General features: G+C 35.4%; 19 protein-coding genes. 3 read left to right on the top strand and 16 right to left on the bottom strand.

What is annotated here, in order from left to right; all coding sequences use genetic code 11:
• Positions 1–395: 395 nt before the first annotated feature.
• The 6 genes from ACI6MV_RS01720 to ACI6MV_RS01745 form a co-directional block, all read right to left on the bottom strand.
• Positions 396–671, bottom strand: coding sequence for a YlbG family protein (locus ACI6MV_RS01720; RefSeq protein ID WP_407268096.1), 276 nt, complete (start codon positions 669–671; stop codon positions 396–398).
• A 41-nt stretch (positions 672–712) separates the two neighbouring features.
• The gene (locus tag ACI6MV_RS01725) at positions 713–1,153 is read right to left on the bottom strand and encodes a YlbF/YmcA family competence regulator (RefSeq protein ID WP_407268098.1); all 441 of its coding nucleotides are present in this window, start codon (positions 1,151–1,153) and stop codon (positions 713–715) included.
• Between the two features lie 67 nt (positions 1,154–1,220).
• Positions 1,221–1,454: a YlbE-like family protein gene (locus tag ACI6MV_RS01730; protein WP_407268101.1), complete on the bottom strand. Its 234-nt coding sequence runs from the start codon at positions 1,452–1,454 to the stop codon at positions 1,221–1,223.
• Positions 1,455–1,467: 13 nt separating this feature from the next.
• A complete protein-coding gene (ylbD, locus tag ACI6MV_RS01735; RefSeq protein WP_407268103.1) occupies positions 1,468–1,881 on the bottom strand; it encodes a YlbD family protein in 414 nt (137 codons plus the stop codon).
• Between the two features lie 121 nt (positions 1,882–2,002).
• On the bottom strand, positions 2,003–3,067 hold the full coding sequence (locus ACI6MV_RS01740; RefSeq protein ID WP_407268105.1) for a CAP domain-containing protein: 1,065 nt from the start codon (positions 3,065–3,067) through the stop codon (positions 2,003–2,005).
• A 162-nt stretch (positions 3,068–3,229) separates the two neighbouring features.
• Positions 3,230–3,658, bottom strand: a complete 429-nt coding sequence (locus tag ACI6MV_RS01745) for a CBS domain-containing protein (RefSeq protein ID WP_407268106.1) — start codon at positions 3,656–3,658, stop codon at positions 3,230–3,232.
• Positions 3,659–3,856: 198 nt separating this feature from the next.
• Between ACI6MV_RS01745 and ACI6MV_RS01750 the strand changes: the two genes are divergently transcribed.
• Both ACI6MV_RS01750 and ytvI read left to right on the top strand, forming a co-directional pair.
• Positions 3,857–4,222, top strand: a complete 366-nt coding sequence (locus ACI6MV_RS01750) for a YugN family protein (RefSeq protein ID WP_407268107.1) — start codon at positions 3,857–3,859, stop codon at positions 4,220–4,222.
• 166 nt (positions 4,223–4,388) lie between these two features.
• Positions 4,389–5,447, top strand: coding sequence for a sporulation integral membrane protein YtvI (gene ytvI / locus ACI6MV_RS01755; protein ID WP_407268108.1), 1,059 nt, complete (start codon positions 4,389–4,391; stop codon positions 5,445–5,447).
• A gap of 455 nt (positions 5,448–5,902) precedes the next feature.
• Here the strand turns inward: ytvI and ACI6MV_RS01760 are convergent, their stop codons facing one another.
• The 10 genes from ACI6MV_RS01760 to cyoE form a co-directional block, all read right to left on the bottom strand.
• Positions 5,903–6,061, bottom strand: a complete 159-nt coding sequence (locus tag ACI6MV_RS01760; protein WP_407268109.1) for a helix-turn-helix domain-containing protein — start codon at positions 6,059–6,061, stop codon at positions 5,903–5,905.
• 292 nt (positions 6,062–6,353) lie between these two features.
• A complete protein-coding gene (locus ACI6MV_RS01765) occupies positions 6,354–6,497 on the bottom strand; it encodes a GNAT family N-acetyltransferase (RefSeq protein ID WP_407268224.1) in 144 nt (47 codons plus the stop codon).
• Between the two features lie 153 nt (positions 6,498–6,650).
• On the bottom strand, positions 6,651–7,157 hold the full coding sequence (locus ACI6MV_RS01770) for a GNAT family N-acetyltransferase (RefSeq protein ID WP_407268110.1): 507 nt from the start codon (positions 7,155–7,157) through the stop codon (positions 6,651–6,653).
• 85 nt (positions 7,158–7,242) lie between these two features.
• Positions 7,243–7,698, bottom strand: a complete 456-nt coding sequence (locus tag ACI6MV_RS01775; RefSeq protein ID WP_407268111.1) for a DUF420 domain-containing protein — start codon at positions 7,696–7,698, stop codon at positions 7,243–7,245.
• A 43-nt stretch (positions 7,699–7,741) separates the two neighbouring features.
• On the bottom strand, positions 7,742–8,635 hold the full coding sequence (gene ctaG / locus ACI6MV_RS01780; protein ID WP_407268113.1) for a cytochrome c oxidase assembly factor CtaG: 894 nt from the start codon (positions 8,633–8,635) through the stop codon (positions 7,742–7,744).
• Between the two features lie 338 nt (positions 8,636–8,973).
• Positions 8,974–9,291 carry a cytochrome c oxidase subunit IVB gene (ctaF, locus tag ACI6MV_RS01785; RefSeq protein WP_407268115.1) on the bottom strand — a complete coding sequence of 106 codons (318 nt, stop codon included), beginning with the start codon at positions 9,289–9,291 and terminating at the stop codon, positions 8,974–8,976.
• Between the two features lie 3 nt (positions 9,292–9,294).
• Positions 9,295–9,915, bottom strand: a complete 621-nt coding sequence (locus tag ACI6MV_RS01790) for a cytochrome (ubi)quinol oxidase subunit III (RefSeq protein ID WP_407268118.1) — start codon at positions 9,913–9,915, stop codon at positions 9,295–9,297.
• Complete coding sequence (ctaD, locus tag ACI6MV_RS01795; protein WP_407268121.1) at positions 9,915–11,771, bottom strand: cytochrome c oxidase subunit I; 1,857 nt, start codon at positions 11,769–11,771, stop codon at positions 9,915–9,917. Before ctaD ends, ACI6MV_RS01790 begins: the two co-directional genes overlap by 1 nt.
• 47 nt (positions 11,772–11,818) lie before the next feature.
• Positions 11,819–12,886 (bottom strand): cytochrome c oxidase subunit II, encoded by a 1,068-nt coding sequence (gene coxB / locus ACI6MV_RS01800; RefSeq protein ID WP_407268124.1) that lies wholly within the window; start codon positions 12,884–12,886, stop codon positions 11,819–11,821.
• Between the two features lie 71 nt (positions 12,887–12,957).
• On the bottom strand, positions 12,958–13,896 hold the full coding sequence (gene cyoE, locus ACI6MV_RS01805) for a heme o synthase (RefSeq protein WP_407268126.1): 939 nt from the start codon (positions 13,894–13,896) through the stop codon (positions 12,958–12,960).
• Between the two features lie 593 nt (positions 13,897–14,489).
• On the opposite strand from cyoE, the gene ACI6MV_RS01810 reads away from it, so the two are divergent.
• The gene (locus tag ACI6MV_RS01810; protein WP_407268129.1) at positions 14,490–15,389 is read left to right on the top strand and encodes a COX15/CtaA family protein; all 900 of its coding nucleotides are present in this window, start codon (positions 14,490–14,492) and stop codon (positions 15,387–15,389) included.
• Positions 15,390–15,446 lie beyond the last annotated feature (57 nt).

Genomic DNA, 15,446 nt, shown 5'->3' on the forward strand with positions numbered 1-15,446 from the left:
TTCCTATTAGATACGCATTTATCCTATCATAAAATACGATGATAAAGAAATCATCTAGCAATGTATAAATTTAGTTTCATCGTACATAATAACATAGTGAAGCAGCTAACAATCCTATTAGTTGCCTCACGAACACGGAGAAGGCTTACGTTTCCCCATAAGTTCTTCCTCCGGTTTCTCCTCTCCCTTTGCCTTTTTGTTTTCTTTTGAAGGCAAAAAGGGCCTGCAGAATTATCTGCAGGCTTTTTTTTGTAAGATAAGAAAGCATATAAATTTGTACAAGTGTCTAGCTACAGCGACCACCAACTAGCGAGACTTCCCTCACCTCCGTACGTTGGTAAACGGGCGCTTGCACTTTTTATAATCTAAGTGAGGAAAAATCATGCGTTCTACTTTTAAATACCCATTTTATAATCGTATTCTTTTGCCCTGTCTGCTTTCGCGTTTTCAAAATTTGTTCGTACAAATGGCTTATACGACTCTTCCACTTTAGATACAAAAGGTAGTTTTCTTAGTCTTAATTGTTTATCTTCAACTTCATCCTGATTCACATAAAGAACAGCATAACGAGCATCTTTGGCTACATATATGACATGACCATAACGTCGTATTTGCTTAACGTTTTTCATGTGTTGAAACCATACAACAAGTCCTTGTCGCTTTACTCTCATATATTGGTCCTCACTCTTATCTATATTTTGTAATCTCTTGATTAAGATGCCTTACAGCCACAGCCGCCTCCGGAACCGCAACCACAACTACTATCTGTGAGTATCGCGCCATCCTTAGGTACTTTCACTTGCTCACTAGCGCTACGTGCTACTATTTCACTTACGTCATCTAATAATGTTTGAAGGTTACGTTCAGCAATTTTAAAGCTGGCTACTTTTTCATTCATATCCATATCTCTTTTTGTCGAACGAATATTCTTCATAATCGAATTAAAATCGGGATGATATCTACCGAAACGTTGAACTTCTTCATATTGTTCTTTTACGGTAATAAAAGCATTAATTAGCCTTTGAGCTTCCTTGTCATCCTTTAAGGCTTGTCTTTCTAAATTATATTGTTCCATGACATCTGATTGCAGAATCATTTGTCCTATATATTCTGACCGATCTATTATATCAACAATCTCTAATGTGGCTATCATGTTTGTTTATCCACCTCCACATTACTTATCATACCAAGAATCCTCCGAATTTAAAAGAGGCAGGCCATTAATCCTTCATCGAGCCTGCCATTTGTATTAACATCGATACAAGCTGCACTTGACTTGACAGCTTATCGATTCTTTGGTTAACAGTCTTGCCATAAAAAACTTTTGCTTCTTTTTCCATCGCTGTAATGTGATCTGGATTCCGAGAAAGGTAGCGATACCATTCTGGATTAGAACGAATAAAGCGGCGCAAATCCTCTCTCTCTTGCAAGTATTGATTAATTGATGGTTGCAATTAAATAACCTCCTTAATCTTTACTCATAGGAAAAGGACCACTATTCTGTCGTTTATTTGGCAATTGTTTTTTGACATCACGAAATTGACCAATTAATGATTGAATATTCGTAATTGCACCATTTAACTGATTAATATGTCCTTCTACTTTATTTAAATCTACATTTTCCATCATTTTCATTACTTGATTCATAATTTCCTTATTATCTTTTTTAGTTTCTGATCCATTAGATGTGTCTCCTTCATGATCAGCGCTATTATTTTTGAATTTTTCCCAACTAGGATCATCTTCTCCAAGTAATACCCACTTTTCATAATATGTCTGCCAATGTCCACCATTTTGTTTAACATCCTTTATTAAACCAGGATGATTTTTCACGAATGTTTTAAATTCACGTATCGACGGATGTAGTTCTTTATCAGCCAACTTTAGTCACCTCAATTCTACGATGTCACCAATATTTTATGACAAAGCCCAATACAACGTGACAATATTGATTGTATGTTTCTTATATCGGTTACTTCTACGAGTATATGAGGTTTTGTAATTATGGTTTTTGTAAGAAGTTTTGTGTGTAGTAATAACGATATACCCCTACACCTAAGTGGGTATATTCCCCTTTAAGAAGTGCTTCACGATGCCCTTCACTATTTAACCAGCCTTCGACAGCGGCAGGCCCATCTGTATACTGTGCAGCTATATTTTCTCCTGCTGCTAAGTAATAAATTTCATCCGTAGTTAGTCTTTCTTTTAATCCTTCACCATCCAAGGTGTAATGAGAGAAATAATTGTTTTCTTCCATATCTTTACTATGCATAAAGGCAACTTCCGCAACTTCTTGATCCCAATCAAGACTTGGTTCATTAAATCGATGCCGAATTATATTAGTTATATCATATATTTGTTGTTCCATCCCAACCTGTATAGTATCCCACTCCTGCTCAGACAAAATTGGGGTTTCAGGTAAATCTCCTCGATAAAAAATTTCATAAGGTCTTTGCAATAGTAAAACATCTGCAGAAACAAGTCGGATAGAAGACAATTTTTCAGTAAACGTATCAAAATAACATTGAATAAATACATCGTCTGAGATTTGAACAGCAGGTCTCATTGATAAATCTTCTGCAGTTAGCAGAAAACGATAAGATTGAAGTCCTTTGTTAAATGAAATTTCTTCTTGAAAATCTAATAATTCGTTGACTGTCTCATAAGACTGTCCAATTTCAATAGGTTCCGTATCCAACTCACTCCCAGTAGCGTAAATCGTAACGACCTGATTATCCTCAACACCAAATTGAATTACCTTTTCCGCGCGGTCTGTATAGATCCACCAAACGTAATTATATGAACTTAAATCTTTTCTTACTGGTTCTCCAAGTTCCTCTACTAGAAAACTAGTATCTTTTCCAATCCAATTATATAATTCTCCATTAAGTCCAGATATGACTGTCTTCTTTACAGGCAATGCTTTAATATCAATGCTTAATTCCTTGGGTAAAACATTATCCTCCACATTAGAAAATGCATTTTCTGTTTGCAAATTATTTTGCATGTAATAAAATAACCCGCCTATGACGAGTGCTATGATAATAAATGCTCTTAATCCCCTCATATTAATATCTCCTTTATCATACTCTCTTACATTATAATTTATTTCTAAATTGATTATGTATAAATAATGTAAATACTACTGAAATTTAGCAAAAAAAACGAAGTATGGTTAATATACTTCCATACTTCGTTCAAAAATAGATTGCTACTTGTTCCTCTTATTTTAATGTAGTTCAGGTCTTTCTGATATTTCTTCTAAAGCATGTCCTGCTGCTTCATTTGATTTATAATCTATTGCTAAATCACCAAGTGATACAACACCAACCAATTCTCCTCTATCCACGATTGGTAGACGACGAATTTGGTGCTCCGCCATCATGCTGCTTGCTTCTTGTACAGTTGTATCAGGTGTTGCCGACACTAACTGATCACTCATCACTTCTTTTACTTTACTAGTTCCAGTTTTATCATTTGCATAACCACGAATTACAAGGTCCCTATCAGTAACCATTCCCAATAATTCTTGATTTGATCCACAGATTGGAATTGCACCAATGTTTCGATCTTTCATTTTTTTTGCAACTTCTGAAACTTGGGTCTCTGCAGTGCAATAAGTAATATCTGTGGACATAATCTCTTTTACTGATTTCATAGTGGTCCTCCTTTAATGAATTTGATGGTTCTTCCATTCATTTTTATTCTTACCTAGTTTATAAATATCTTGCATTAGAAAGATAACGAATAAAGATTTTTAGATAAATTTTCTTATGTAGAACTGTATCCATTGCAACTTGTTGCTTTTCGTACTATTATTAGTATAGGTTATTTACATATTTGTGAGGTGGAATTAATGAAAATAGAAAATACTGGAATTGAAGGTGCAGTAGTTGATTTAAAACCTTTAGACCATCTAATGGATAAAATAGCTTTTGTTCGAGCTGGTCAATGGGATTATGAACGTGTTACATATGACTATAAAATCGGCGCTGTTGAAAAAAACATTACATACTATGTTCGAATTCAGGCCTATGCTCTTGAAGGTGACGTAGATCGAGGGAATGCAGTACTGCAATTAACTACCCCTTTATTAGGAAAGCACTATTATCCTCACGGGCTAGAGTATGGAGAACAGGAAAACTTTCCAGAAAGTGTTGTTGATCGAGCAAAAACACTTTTATCAAAAGCAAAAGAAGAAATTGATAAAAATAAAAAATAACCATTACTAGGCTGTTGATTTATTTAAATTAACAGCCTTTTTATCAAACGCTCAACTGCTATTCACAGTACATAATTTTTTTATATCTAACATCTATTCAAATTTGAAAACTCGTGCTATATTTTCATTAGACTCTCGTCACTAGGAAAGGAGATTCGCATTTAAATTGTTTCGATACTTGTCAAAACGCCACTGGATACTTATTTTATTAGCTATACTCGCTATAATTGTAGGTTACTTTATATTACCGGTTTCGATACCATTAATTATAGCTTTTTTTACATCATTAATGTTAAACCCTGTAATTCGATGGATGCAACTACGTTTTAAATCAAATAGAAAAGTAGCTGTTATTATCGTATTTATTGCCTTCTTGCTACTTATTAGTATATTAGGAACGTATACCGTTACTAGAGCTGTAACATTGGTTGTGAATATTGCAGAGAATACTCCTTCATATGTGAATCAAATTAGAGACAAGGTTGTTGAGTGGGAAACAGATATTGACCATCTTGCACAAGACCTACCTGTAGAGTTTGTAAAAGAGGTTAAAGACGGCGTCAAAAAATCGGTTGATGGTTTAGGTGAAACTGTTAAGGAAGAATTCCAACTTGAAAAGATTGCTTCTGCCGTTGGAAAAGTCCCTCAATACCTAGTGAGTCTGCTTGTTTATTTAATCTCTTTATTTTTGTTTATGCTAGAATTACCAAAACTAAAAACAAAATTTTATGAACATCTTACTGAAACTACAGCGGAAAAAGTACAATTTATGAACGCACGACTGTCCTATGTTATTCTAGGATTTCTAAAAGCTCAATTTCTAGTAAGTATAATTATCTTTATCGTATCTCTATTAGGTTTACTGTATATAACACCTGAGTATGCAATTATTATGTCACTAATAATTTGGATTATCGATTTTATTCCAATCATCGGTTCGATCGTAATCTTAGGACCATGGTCCTTGTACATGTTTATAACGGGTGATATTGCAATGGGTGCACAACTTGCAATATTGGCTATCGTATTACTCGCTATTAGAAGAACGGTAGAACCAAAAGTAATGGGTAAACATATAGGTCTTTCTCCTCTATCTACTTTAATAGCCATGTACTTAGGTTTACAGCTAATTGGGATCTTAGGTTTCATCTTGGGTCCGATATTATTAATTGCCTTTAACTCTGCTAAGGAAGCAGGAATTATTAAGTGGAAATTTAAATTTTAAACACAAAACGCGCACCGTACCTGGTGTGCGTTTTGTTGTTTGGCTGTTTCTAAAAGATTGTTGTTTATTACGTATAAGAGCTGAAAGCCGACCAACATTAAAAAATAAACAAACCACATGAGACTCTGTTTTTTAATGATCAATTGCTTTACTTTCCCATTCAAGTGCCTGTGCATAAGGATATCTACCTTACCTAGTTTAGAGAGTAGGAGTTTACCATCACTTGTAAAGGATGCAGCTCTGCGAACAGGCTGGTAAGTTTTCTTCTTATTGTTGTATAGTTCGCAGATGCCAAACTGTGTAAAGGTAAGGCTAAGCTAATCTTTGTGTTTTTTCAGCTTCGGGTATGATAACTGTTTATAGAAGAAATTTGAGAATCCTTTCTCTAGGTGAAGTGGCTGTAAGGATAATTCTTTTAACATTGGAATGGACTTTTTAACCCGTATTTGTTGTTTTTACATAACTGTTCGCCTATAATTTCGTTTTTCGCTTTTTATAGCAACGTTGCTTATCGAGAACGGTAGAATTATACTGCATGCGACAGATATTGATATCCAGTGTTCTAATTTGTTTACTTGTTCGTCCGTTGGATAAATGGCATATTTATAGTTCACCAGTAAAAGGACTCCACTGTCCTTTGTAGTTTATATTATAACTTCATAAAACCATAACGAAACGAACGTTTGTTCTTAAAATAAGAAAAGAAGAGGAATTCTTAACTGTATGTTAAACTATAATTTCTTGCATTATTAGTATGTAGCTTATGAAGTAATTCGTTGCCTTCATTTTAAGTAGCAACTCGTAAAGGTCCGGGGTTATTGCGCTTATTGACACCAATATCAGTTGGTAGAAATTCATATTTATATGTATAATTTGTCAATTCCCAACTAAACATACGATAAAGCTCTACAGAGAACGGGTGTAGCATTGACCATGTATACCCTTTTTGTTGTTCTCATGTAATAATTGCACAATTAATTGCTCTACATGCCCTTTATTACGGTATTCTGGCCATGTTACTACTCCTGCAATTCCACCAAATGGTACTATTTGGTCTCCTAACTAACAAGCAAATGGGCATAGATGCGATTTAACTGCTAAACAATCCTGTTCGTAGCTACCTAGCATTGTTTGACTCTCCATCATCTTAATTCGCCTAATTGCACCGCTTGGTTGTAATCATTCATTGGAACATGGACTATTTTATCCATTTATATCCCTCCGCTTATGATAATACAACAAGTCATACTCCTGTCTAACTAATAAAAAATTATTATGAAATAACACTCGCTGAGAGTTGTAATTAAATTTATCACAGCTAGCCGTGATCATCACAATACCTTGATCAAAAGCCCAATTACATAAAACATAAACAGCTTCTGAAGCATAACCAATTCGCCTCATTCGCGGAACAATTTGATAGCCAATATCGACAACATGATTAGAGGATTTACCCTTAAATCCGATTTCACCAAGAATTTCATTTGTTTCTTTATGTAATATTAACCAGGGGCCATATCCTATTTCACTTGGGTCTTGTACTAATCGCTCCGAATACATAGGTAATAATGCTTGTAAAGCAACTGATGGCCAATCATGATCTAATGGGATTTCATACAAAGTGAAGAATTCTAGTGGGTTAATTGCAAGCATTTTAGCCATATCAAGATCAATTGGCTTTAACATAATTCGATGACCAAACAATTTCAATTCCTATGCATCCCCTTTAAAAAATAGCTAGAATAAGTAGAGGGACTATCTCTTAACTTATGTCAAAGAGATAATCCCTAATAAATCAAATACCTAGAATCGCCTTAATCATACTTGTGGTTCCTCCACCTTCATAGATGACGTACAAAAGTAGATAAACTGCGACACCTGTAATAGCGGTAAAAAACCAAATAATGCTTGTAACTGGACCTATTTTTCGGTGTTTTTTAATATTTCGTTTAAATGCTAAAACTAATGTAATGATCCCAAAACCAGCACCAACTGTTGCTAATATGATGTGAAAAATTAAGAAAATGGTATAGTATAGCTTAATGTTATCTGGTCCTCCAAAGCTGGTATTTCCAACAAAAACTGTACGTGATAAATAGATAATGAAAAATAGCAACGCACTAATGGCGGCACTAATCATCGTTTTTTTGTGTGCTTTATATTTTTTTTGAGATACAAAATACCATCCAATTGCAACAAGAACAGCACTTAAAAATATGAAAAAAGTGCTTAAAGTTGGTAAAAAAGGCATACAGCAGCTTTCCTTTCATTGAATACATCGTTTTCTAGAATTCTTAGGTCGTCTCCCTCGGCTCAGCTGACGCTGGTAAAGGATCCACCTTTTTACTCTCTTTATTAAACCACTCAAAAAACACTTTTGCTAAAATAGCACCATATACGATCTCTTGAGTGATTTTCATTAATACCCCACCCAGTTGCTGATCCTCTACTATTGGTATTGGTGAGAACATCTCTGGACCAGACAAAGAAAGTCCGTTTAGCACAGACACAGGAACACATAAAGCTAAGGCATCAATCCAACCTGATGTTTCACTATAAGTTGCATATAACGAATGATTTGAAAAAATAATTAGTGCACAGGCTGGTGTGATCAGTACTCCATTTGCAAAGATATATCCAATTTTCATTAATGGAGATAATGTCTCCATTTCCTTAACTGGCGTAAAGACCGGCCACCACATACAAAATGCTGTTATTAATATGGTTGTAGAAATAATAGCATGTGCCAGTGGATTTGCTTTCGTAAAATCAAATATGGTAGGCATGTGATAGATAGAAAATAGTCCATTAAATACTATTAATGCTATTAACGGTGTTGTTAACAGTTTTAAAATTGATTTTAAGATTGGAATGGAAAATAATCTTAACCAAAACCATACCGGAATCCCTTTAATTATCAAAATTGGGAAAACAAGATAATAAAGTGCCATTTGCGCCATATGAGACGTGAACATAATATGGGAAAGCAAGTCAACTGGAGAGCCTTTAATAACATACAACAGGATTAAACCAAGATAAAAGCTTGTCCATTGCTTAATCGTAGGTTTAGCTTCCGATTTTCGTCTAAACATAACAAAGAAGTATAGAACACCTAGAGCTGCGACAAATGTTAAGTAGTAAGGACTCCATAATGCTTGAAATCCAAATATTTGTAGTTCTGTCCACATAATTATTCACTCCATTTAACGCTCATATTAATATCAGTGACTACTTAGTCACATCATTTAAAAGAAAAGAGGTCTGAGGATTACCTCCGACCTCTTTTGTTATATCATAGAAAAGTATAAAATTTGCGCAGTTGTCTAGCACCGAGCGCCAGAAACTAGGCGATTTCCACGAATCGACCTACGATAAGTCATCATCGATTCAAGTTTTATCGAAGGTCGACTAAAAGCGGACTTGTCGTCCAACGTCGACATACCCATATGAATGGGCATGATTCCTATATCTCAGTCGATTCGCTCCAGTCGCTACGTTTCTCGGGCGGCGCTCAGAGCTTTTCTTATTACCACCAAATAAGTACAGCTAATGTCAATACAGTCAAAAATGCTACTGCTGCCCCACCATACATCATTAAAGCGGGCATTTCATGTCCTTTATGGCTCATATGCATAAAATAGTAAAGTTGAAAACCTACTTGCACAACTGCTAGAACAAGCAGTACAGGTATAACGAACAATTTATCTAGCTGAGCATTTACCATGGCAAAAGCAATAATGGTAAATACGATCATTAAAGCAAACGTAATAACCTGCTGCTTCATTTCTTCCTTTTTCTTATGTCTATGATAATCCGTATTGGTATTAGTGGTGTTTTCTGCCATTGATTACCCCACCTTTCCCATCAGATATACGACTGTGAAGATAAATACCCATACAACGTCAATAAAGTGCCAATATAAACTTGCAATATAAAACTTAGGTGCATTATACAAGTCTAATCCACGTTTAGCGTTTCGTAGCATTAGTACAATAATCCAAGACAATCCGAATGCTACGTGTCCTCCGTGGAAGCCAACTAATGTGTAAAATGCTGAGCCAAATGCAGATGATCGGAATGTAAAATGTTCTCCATGAATGTAATGATAAAATTCATATAATTCACATCCTAAAAAGCCTAGACCTAAAAGAACCGTAATTCCTAACCATAACTGCATTTTAGAAAAATCATTATTTTTCATATGGTACATCGCATATACACTTGTTAAGGAACTTGTCAATAATAACATTGTCATTAAGAATACAAGACCTAAGCTAAACAGTTCTTCTGCAGGTGGATCCTGCATGTTCGAACCTTTTAAAGCAAGATACGTTCCAAATAGACTAGCGAAAAGTACTGTCTCTCCACCAAGAAAAAACCAAAAACCTAGAAATTTATTTTTTCCTTCTAAAGTGGCTTTTTCTGGATTTTCTGGCATTACGTCAGGTTTTAACGTATGTTCACTCATTACAATCCAGCCTCCTTATCAAGGTCTTCTTTATGAATATGGTGGCCATGATCATCTTTAACTGAGCGGATAAACATCGCCCCTAAAGCAATACCCATACCAAGGAAAACAAGTGATAACCACGCTAGGTTTTCTGTTTGATAAATAAAACCGAAACCAGCAATAAACCAACCAACACCCATTACAAAAGGTAATATTGTAGCGTTTGGCATGTGAATATCATCAACAGGTTCAGATGGTGTCATTCCTTTTCTACCTTCCATTTTTTCAATCCATAACGGATCTAAACCACGAACTAAAGGTATTTGTTTAAAGTTATAGTGTGGTGGCGGTGACGGAATTGACCACTCTAAAGTACGACCATCCCAAGGGTCATTGCCGACTTTCTCTCCTTTTACTTGTGTACGAATAATATTGTAGAAGAAAATTATCACACCGACAGCCATTAAAAAGGCACCAATGGTACTGATCATATTACCTGTATTTAATTGTTGACCATCTAAGAAAACAGCGTACCTACGCGGCATACCCATAAGTCCTAGGAAATGCTGGATAAAGAATGTTAGATGGAAGCCAAAGAAAAATGTCCAAAACGATATTTTTCCTAATTTCTCATCAAGAATTGTTCCAAAAATCTTCGGCCACCAGTAATGTAAAGCAGCAAAAAGACCGAATACTACACCACCAACGATAACATAGTGGAAGTGCGCAACTACGAAATAAGAATCATGGTATTGATAATCTGCTGAAGCTGCGGCTAACATGACACCAGTCATTCCACCAATTGTAAATGTAGGGATAAAACCGAGCGTCCAAAGCATTGCAGAATTAATTCGGATGCTACCACCCCACATTGTAAACAACCAGTTAAATATTTTGATACCTGTTGGAACAGCAATAGCCATTGTTGCAACAGCAAAGATTGAGTTTGCAGCAGGTCCTAAACCAACTGTAAACATGTGGTGAGCCCAAACCATGAATCCTAAGAAACCTATTAATACAGTCGCAAATACCATTGCTGAATAACCGAATAAGCGTTTCTTAGAAAATGTAGGAAGTATATCACTAAATACTCCAAATGCCGGAAGTATTAAAATATATACTTCTGGGTGCCCGAAAATCCAGAATAAATGCTCCCAGATTACGGAGTTACCGCCCATATTTGCATCGAAGAATCCTGAACCAAATAATCGGTCAAACATTAATAAGAACAATCCAACGGTTAATGCTGGAAATGCAAATAATATTAAAGCACTTGTCACAAATACTGTCCAGGTAAATAATGGCATACGCATATAAGTCATACCTGGAGCACGCATGTTAACAATCGTAACAAGGAAATTAATTCCCCCCATTAGTGTACCTGCACCAGATATCTGAAGACCGAGTATGTAAAAATCAACCCCATGTCCAGGTGAAATCGTTGATAGTGGTGCATATGCCGTCCACCCTGCATCAGGTGCACCTCCAAGGAACCAACTACAGTTCATTAAAATACCACCAAATAAAAACAACCAAAATCCAAGGGCATTTAAAAATGGAAATGCTACATCTCGTGCACCAATTTGTAATGGCACGACCGCATTCATGAATGCGAATATAATTGGCATGGCTGCAAAAAAGATCATTGTTGTTCCATGCATTGTAAATAATTCATTATAAAACCCCGCACTAACTACGTCATTCGACGGGAACATTAGCTGGATTCTAATCACCATTGCTTCAAGCCCACCAAGAAGGAAGAAGAACCCTCCACCAATCAAATAAAGTATAGCTATTTTCTTATGATCGACAGTGGTTAAATAATCCCACAAAGTAGCGCCGAAGCCTTTGTTCTGCGCAATTGTTGTACTCACGCGTAAAAACCTCCCTTAACCTCTTCCATCCCATTATTGTATTTATATTACTTTGTACTGTCTGGAGTAATGTCTGACGGCTGTAGCTGTAATAAATAATCTGCTATCTTACCCGCTTCATCTTTTGTTAATTTTTTATCTTCATCCGTTAGATACTCCGCGTTAACCATTTTATTTCCTGGTTTAATTGACTCGGGATCCAAAATCCATTTCACTAAATTTTCTTTTGTTAGTTCTTCAAAACCCGCTAGCTTATCCCTGCTACCAATATTTGTTAAACTTGGTGCAAGTGCTACTGGTGAGGAACCAATTGCGTGGCAGGATAAACAGTTAGCTTCTGTAAGAAGACTCTGCCCTTCTTGTGCACTTACCGATTCTGGCTGTGCATCAGGGTTTACATTTTGCATATCTGCTACCCATTGATCGAACTCTTCTCGACTAACAGCTATAACTTTAAAATCCATTAGTGAGTGAGATGTTCCACAATATTCGGCACATTTCCCCCAATAGACGCCTTCTTCATATGCTTCAATGTACATTGTGTTCTCATTTTCTGGATTCGTATCCATTTTCCCTGAGAGTGCAGGCACCCAGAAGGAATGCAGTACATCACTAGACATCATATTAAGGTATACCTTTTCGCCAGTAGGAATATATAAATCCTGACTTGTTTGAATCTCTTCTCCTTCATAATTAAAATGCCACCAAAATTGGTTAGCAGTCACATTAATATTCAAAGAATCCTCCGCAGCAGTTTCATCTGCTAAATCAAAAATTACTGATACTGTTGGAACAGCAATAACAATTAATAGCAAAATCGGGATAACTGTCCAAACTATTTCTAATGCTTTATTCCCCTCTGTTTGTTTCGGTATAAAATCTTCTTGACCTTTCTTTTGGCGATAACGGACTAAGACAATTGTGTAAATAACCATTACCACTAAAAATACGACTATCATAACTACTAATGATAGGACAATAATATACAATGATGCCTCTGAACCGTACCCCTTAGGTATAAAGGCGGTCAAGTTTTCCTTCCCACACCCTGAAAGTATTAATGAAAGTAAACTTAATAAAAACAGTGTGCGGACTTTTCCCATCCAACCTTTCATGCAAATACCTCTCTTTCTGTTTCTTTGCTTCTTTTTATTATTTAACAATTAAGATATATTAAATACCCTAATTAATGAATAACTGGTGGAATTGTTATAATAATCATTGTCACAAATATTACCATTAAATAATATAAAGAGTACATAAACATGTGATGAGCCCATTTCAAATCATTCTTCACAAAGAAACCACGAATTCCGATAATGAGCCAGCCAAGCGTACTAATAGACGCTATAATCAAAAATATATTTCCTAAAGAATATAGATAAAATGGCAATGGTAATAAGCATGCCACATAAATCACAATTTGTCTTTTGGTTATTGAAAATCCATGGACTACTGGTAGCATTGGGATCCCCGCAGCCTTGTATTCATCACTCTTTTTCATAGCAAGTGCTAGAAAATGAGGTGTCTGCCAAATAAACATAATTAAAAACAAAATAATTGCTTCCATGTGAATCATAGGACTAACTGCTGCCCAGCCAATCAATGGCGGCACGGCACCAGACAAACTTCCAATTGCTGTGTTAATTGTGTATCTTCTTTTTGACCACATTGTATATAGTACAACATAGGAAAACCAACCAATAATGCCAAACACAGCTGCTTCTATCGTAGTTAATAGTAACAAGCTAACTCCTATAATAGTTGATACAATTCCTAATATTAATACATGAGATAAAGAAATACTTCCGGTAACTGTTGGACGTTTTCTTGTTCTTGACATGATTGGATCTATGTCACGGTCGTAATAGTTATTAAGAATACATCCACCCGCGATGACGAACGTTGTGCCTAACATTGTTAGTAAAAATCTATCCCAATATTGCATAAAGGTTGACCCTGTATAAAACAATGCTAACCAAAAACCAGCAAACGTTGTCAATAGGTTGGAGTTAATAATCCCAGTCTTAATAAGTGCTTTGTAATCAGACCATGTAGCACTGTGATTATCTTTACTAGTAGCTTGGATCATTCTTGCTGATGAAGTAGATTGTATTTTTTGCATGTCCACGTTACCCCCTTTCTAACTCTATCCACACTTGTTCGCTCAATTAGTATAACCTATTCCTTTCGAAGCAACCAACATTGCAAACTGTTCAATCTAAAAGATGTGAATAAATACGTATATACCTTTAGAGCAATCGTTCGTTTTTCACACAGTCAGTTCATGATTAGATTCGAGACAAAATTAACGGATTATACATCTATTGTATCACGGATTAACATTTCCATCTATTTCGACACTACCTAGTATGCACGATTCTAACGCTAAATTTTGTGACGAATTTGTGAATCTTTGTCACAAATTAAAAATAAAAGGCATTTTTGCCTTTATGATCATTTAGGAAACATACATAATAGATAATAGTCACTACTATTATCATTGTCTCATATGGAATTATAATGACGTAAATCCCCTTATTTATTTCTAGCAAACTCACTCTTACAATGCAAGTCTTTTTTTAACTTTATAGTGAAATTAGTTGTTGAACATGATACGATATCTTTTGAGCTTTTTAATAGTTACTATAATTCCAAGGGAAAACATACTAGTAAAACTTAATTGGTACTATCCACTTGGATATTTGAGGTGCAAATATGATTACTTTTTTAAAGAGATTAGCTGTAACTGCAACAATTACCATGATCCTTGTATTACTCGGTGGGGCATTAGTAACAAAAACAGATTCTGGTATGGGTTGTGGAGCAAACTGGCCTAATTGCGAAGGGGCATTCTCCCCAGCATTACTTATTGAATTAAGCCACCGGCTTGTCTCTGGAGTTGCTGGATTAGTTGTATTATTATTAGCAATCTTGTCATGGAAATATATCGGCCACATAAGAGAAGCAAAATTCCTTTCTTTTATTTCCGCTTTCTTTCTCATATTACAAGGCTTAATCGGAGCTGCAGCGGTTTTATGGGCTCAATCAGATTTTATCTTGGCATTGCACTTTGGTATATCTCTTATTTCCTATGCCTCGGTATTTCTACTAACCATATTAATTTTTGAAGTTGATAAAAAATTTGATGCCGATTCATTAATTATTGATAAACCTTTACGCATACAAATATATAGTCTCACTGCCTACATTTTATTTGTAGTTTATACTGGTGCATTAGTAAGACATATGGATTCTAGCTTAGCGTGTACCGGTTGGCCATTTTGTGATAGAGGTGCATCATTTGATCTTTCCTATAATCTTGGTCAATGGGTACATATGGGGCATCGGTTAGTTGCTGGTATTGCATTAATCTGGACAGCCTTGCTGTTCATCCGCGTCTATAAAACATTTAAAAACAGTAGAGTAATGATCTGGGGATGGACCATAGCATTTAGTTTGATCGTTATTCAAGTGTTATTAGGAGCAATGATTATTTTCACTTACGCCCATTTACTATTTGCTTTACTACACGCACTTGTGATTACGATATTTTTCGGGTTACTTTGTTACTTCATTTTATTAGCTTCAAGAAGTGCTACTAAAAAATCCCTCTAAATATAAGAGGGATTTTTTTAAAAAGATAAGAAAGTATATGAATGTGGAAGTTTCTAG

The organism is Radiobacillus sp. PE A8.2, assembly GCF_045635475.1.
Classification (GTDB): domain Bacteria; phylum Bacillota; class Bacilli; order Bacillales; family Amphibacillaceae; genus JBJGXI01.

Bases quoted from the DNA above. Each gene is read 5' to 3' on its own strand.
- ACI6MV_RS01725 (WP_407268098.1), bottom strand. From the start codon at position 1,153: ATGATAGCCACATTAGAGATTGTTGATATAATAGATCGGTCAGAATAT.
- ACI6MV_RS01720 (WP_407268096.1), bottom strand. From the start codon at position 671: ATGAGAGTAAAGCGACAAGGACTTGTTGTATGGTTTCAACACATGAAA.
- ACI6MV_RS01750 (WP_407268107.1), top strand. From the start codon at position 3,857: ATGAAAATAGAAAATACTGGAATTGAAGGTGCAGTAGTTGATTTAAAA.
- ACI6MV_RS01745 (WP_407268106.1), bottom strand. From the start codon at position 3,658: ATGAAATCAGTAAAAGAGATTATGTCCACAGATATTACTTATTGCACT.
- ACI6MV_RS01740 (WP_407268105.1), bottom strand. From the start codon at position 3,067: ATGAGGGGATTAAGAGCATTTATTATCATAGCACTCGTCATAGGCGGG.
- coxB (WP_407268124.1), bottom strand. From the start codon at position 12,886: ATGAAAGGTTGGATGGGAAAAGTCCGCACACTGTTTTTATTAAGTTTA.
- ACI6MV_RS01775 (WP_407268111.1), bottom strand. From the start codon at position 7,698: ATGCCTTTTTTACCAACTTTAAGCACTTTTTTCATATTTTTAAGTGCT.
- ACI6MV_RS01810 (WP_407268129.1), top strand. From the start codon at position 14,490: ATGATTACTTTTTTAAAGAGATTAGCTGTAACTGCAACAATTACCATG.
- ACI6MV_RS01790 (WP_407268118.1), bottom strand. From the start codon at position 9,915: ATGAGTGAACATACGTTAAAACCTGACGTAATGCCAGAAAATCCAGAA.
- ctaG (WP_407268113.1), bottom strand. From the start codon at position 8,635: ATGTGGACAGAACTACAAATATTTGGATTTCAAGCATTATGGAGTCCT.
- cyoE (WP_407268126.1), bottom strand. From the start codon at position 13,896: ATGCAAAAAATACAATCTACTTCATCAGCAAGAATGATCCAAGCTACT.
- ctaF (WP_407268115.1), bottom strand. From the start codon at position 9,291: ATGGCAGAAAACACCACTAATACCAATACGGATTATCATAGACATAAG.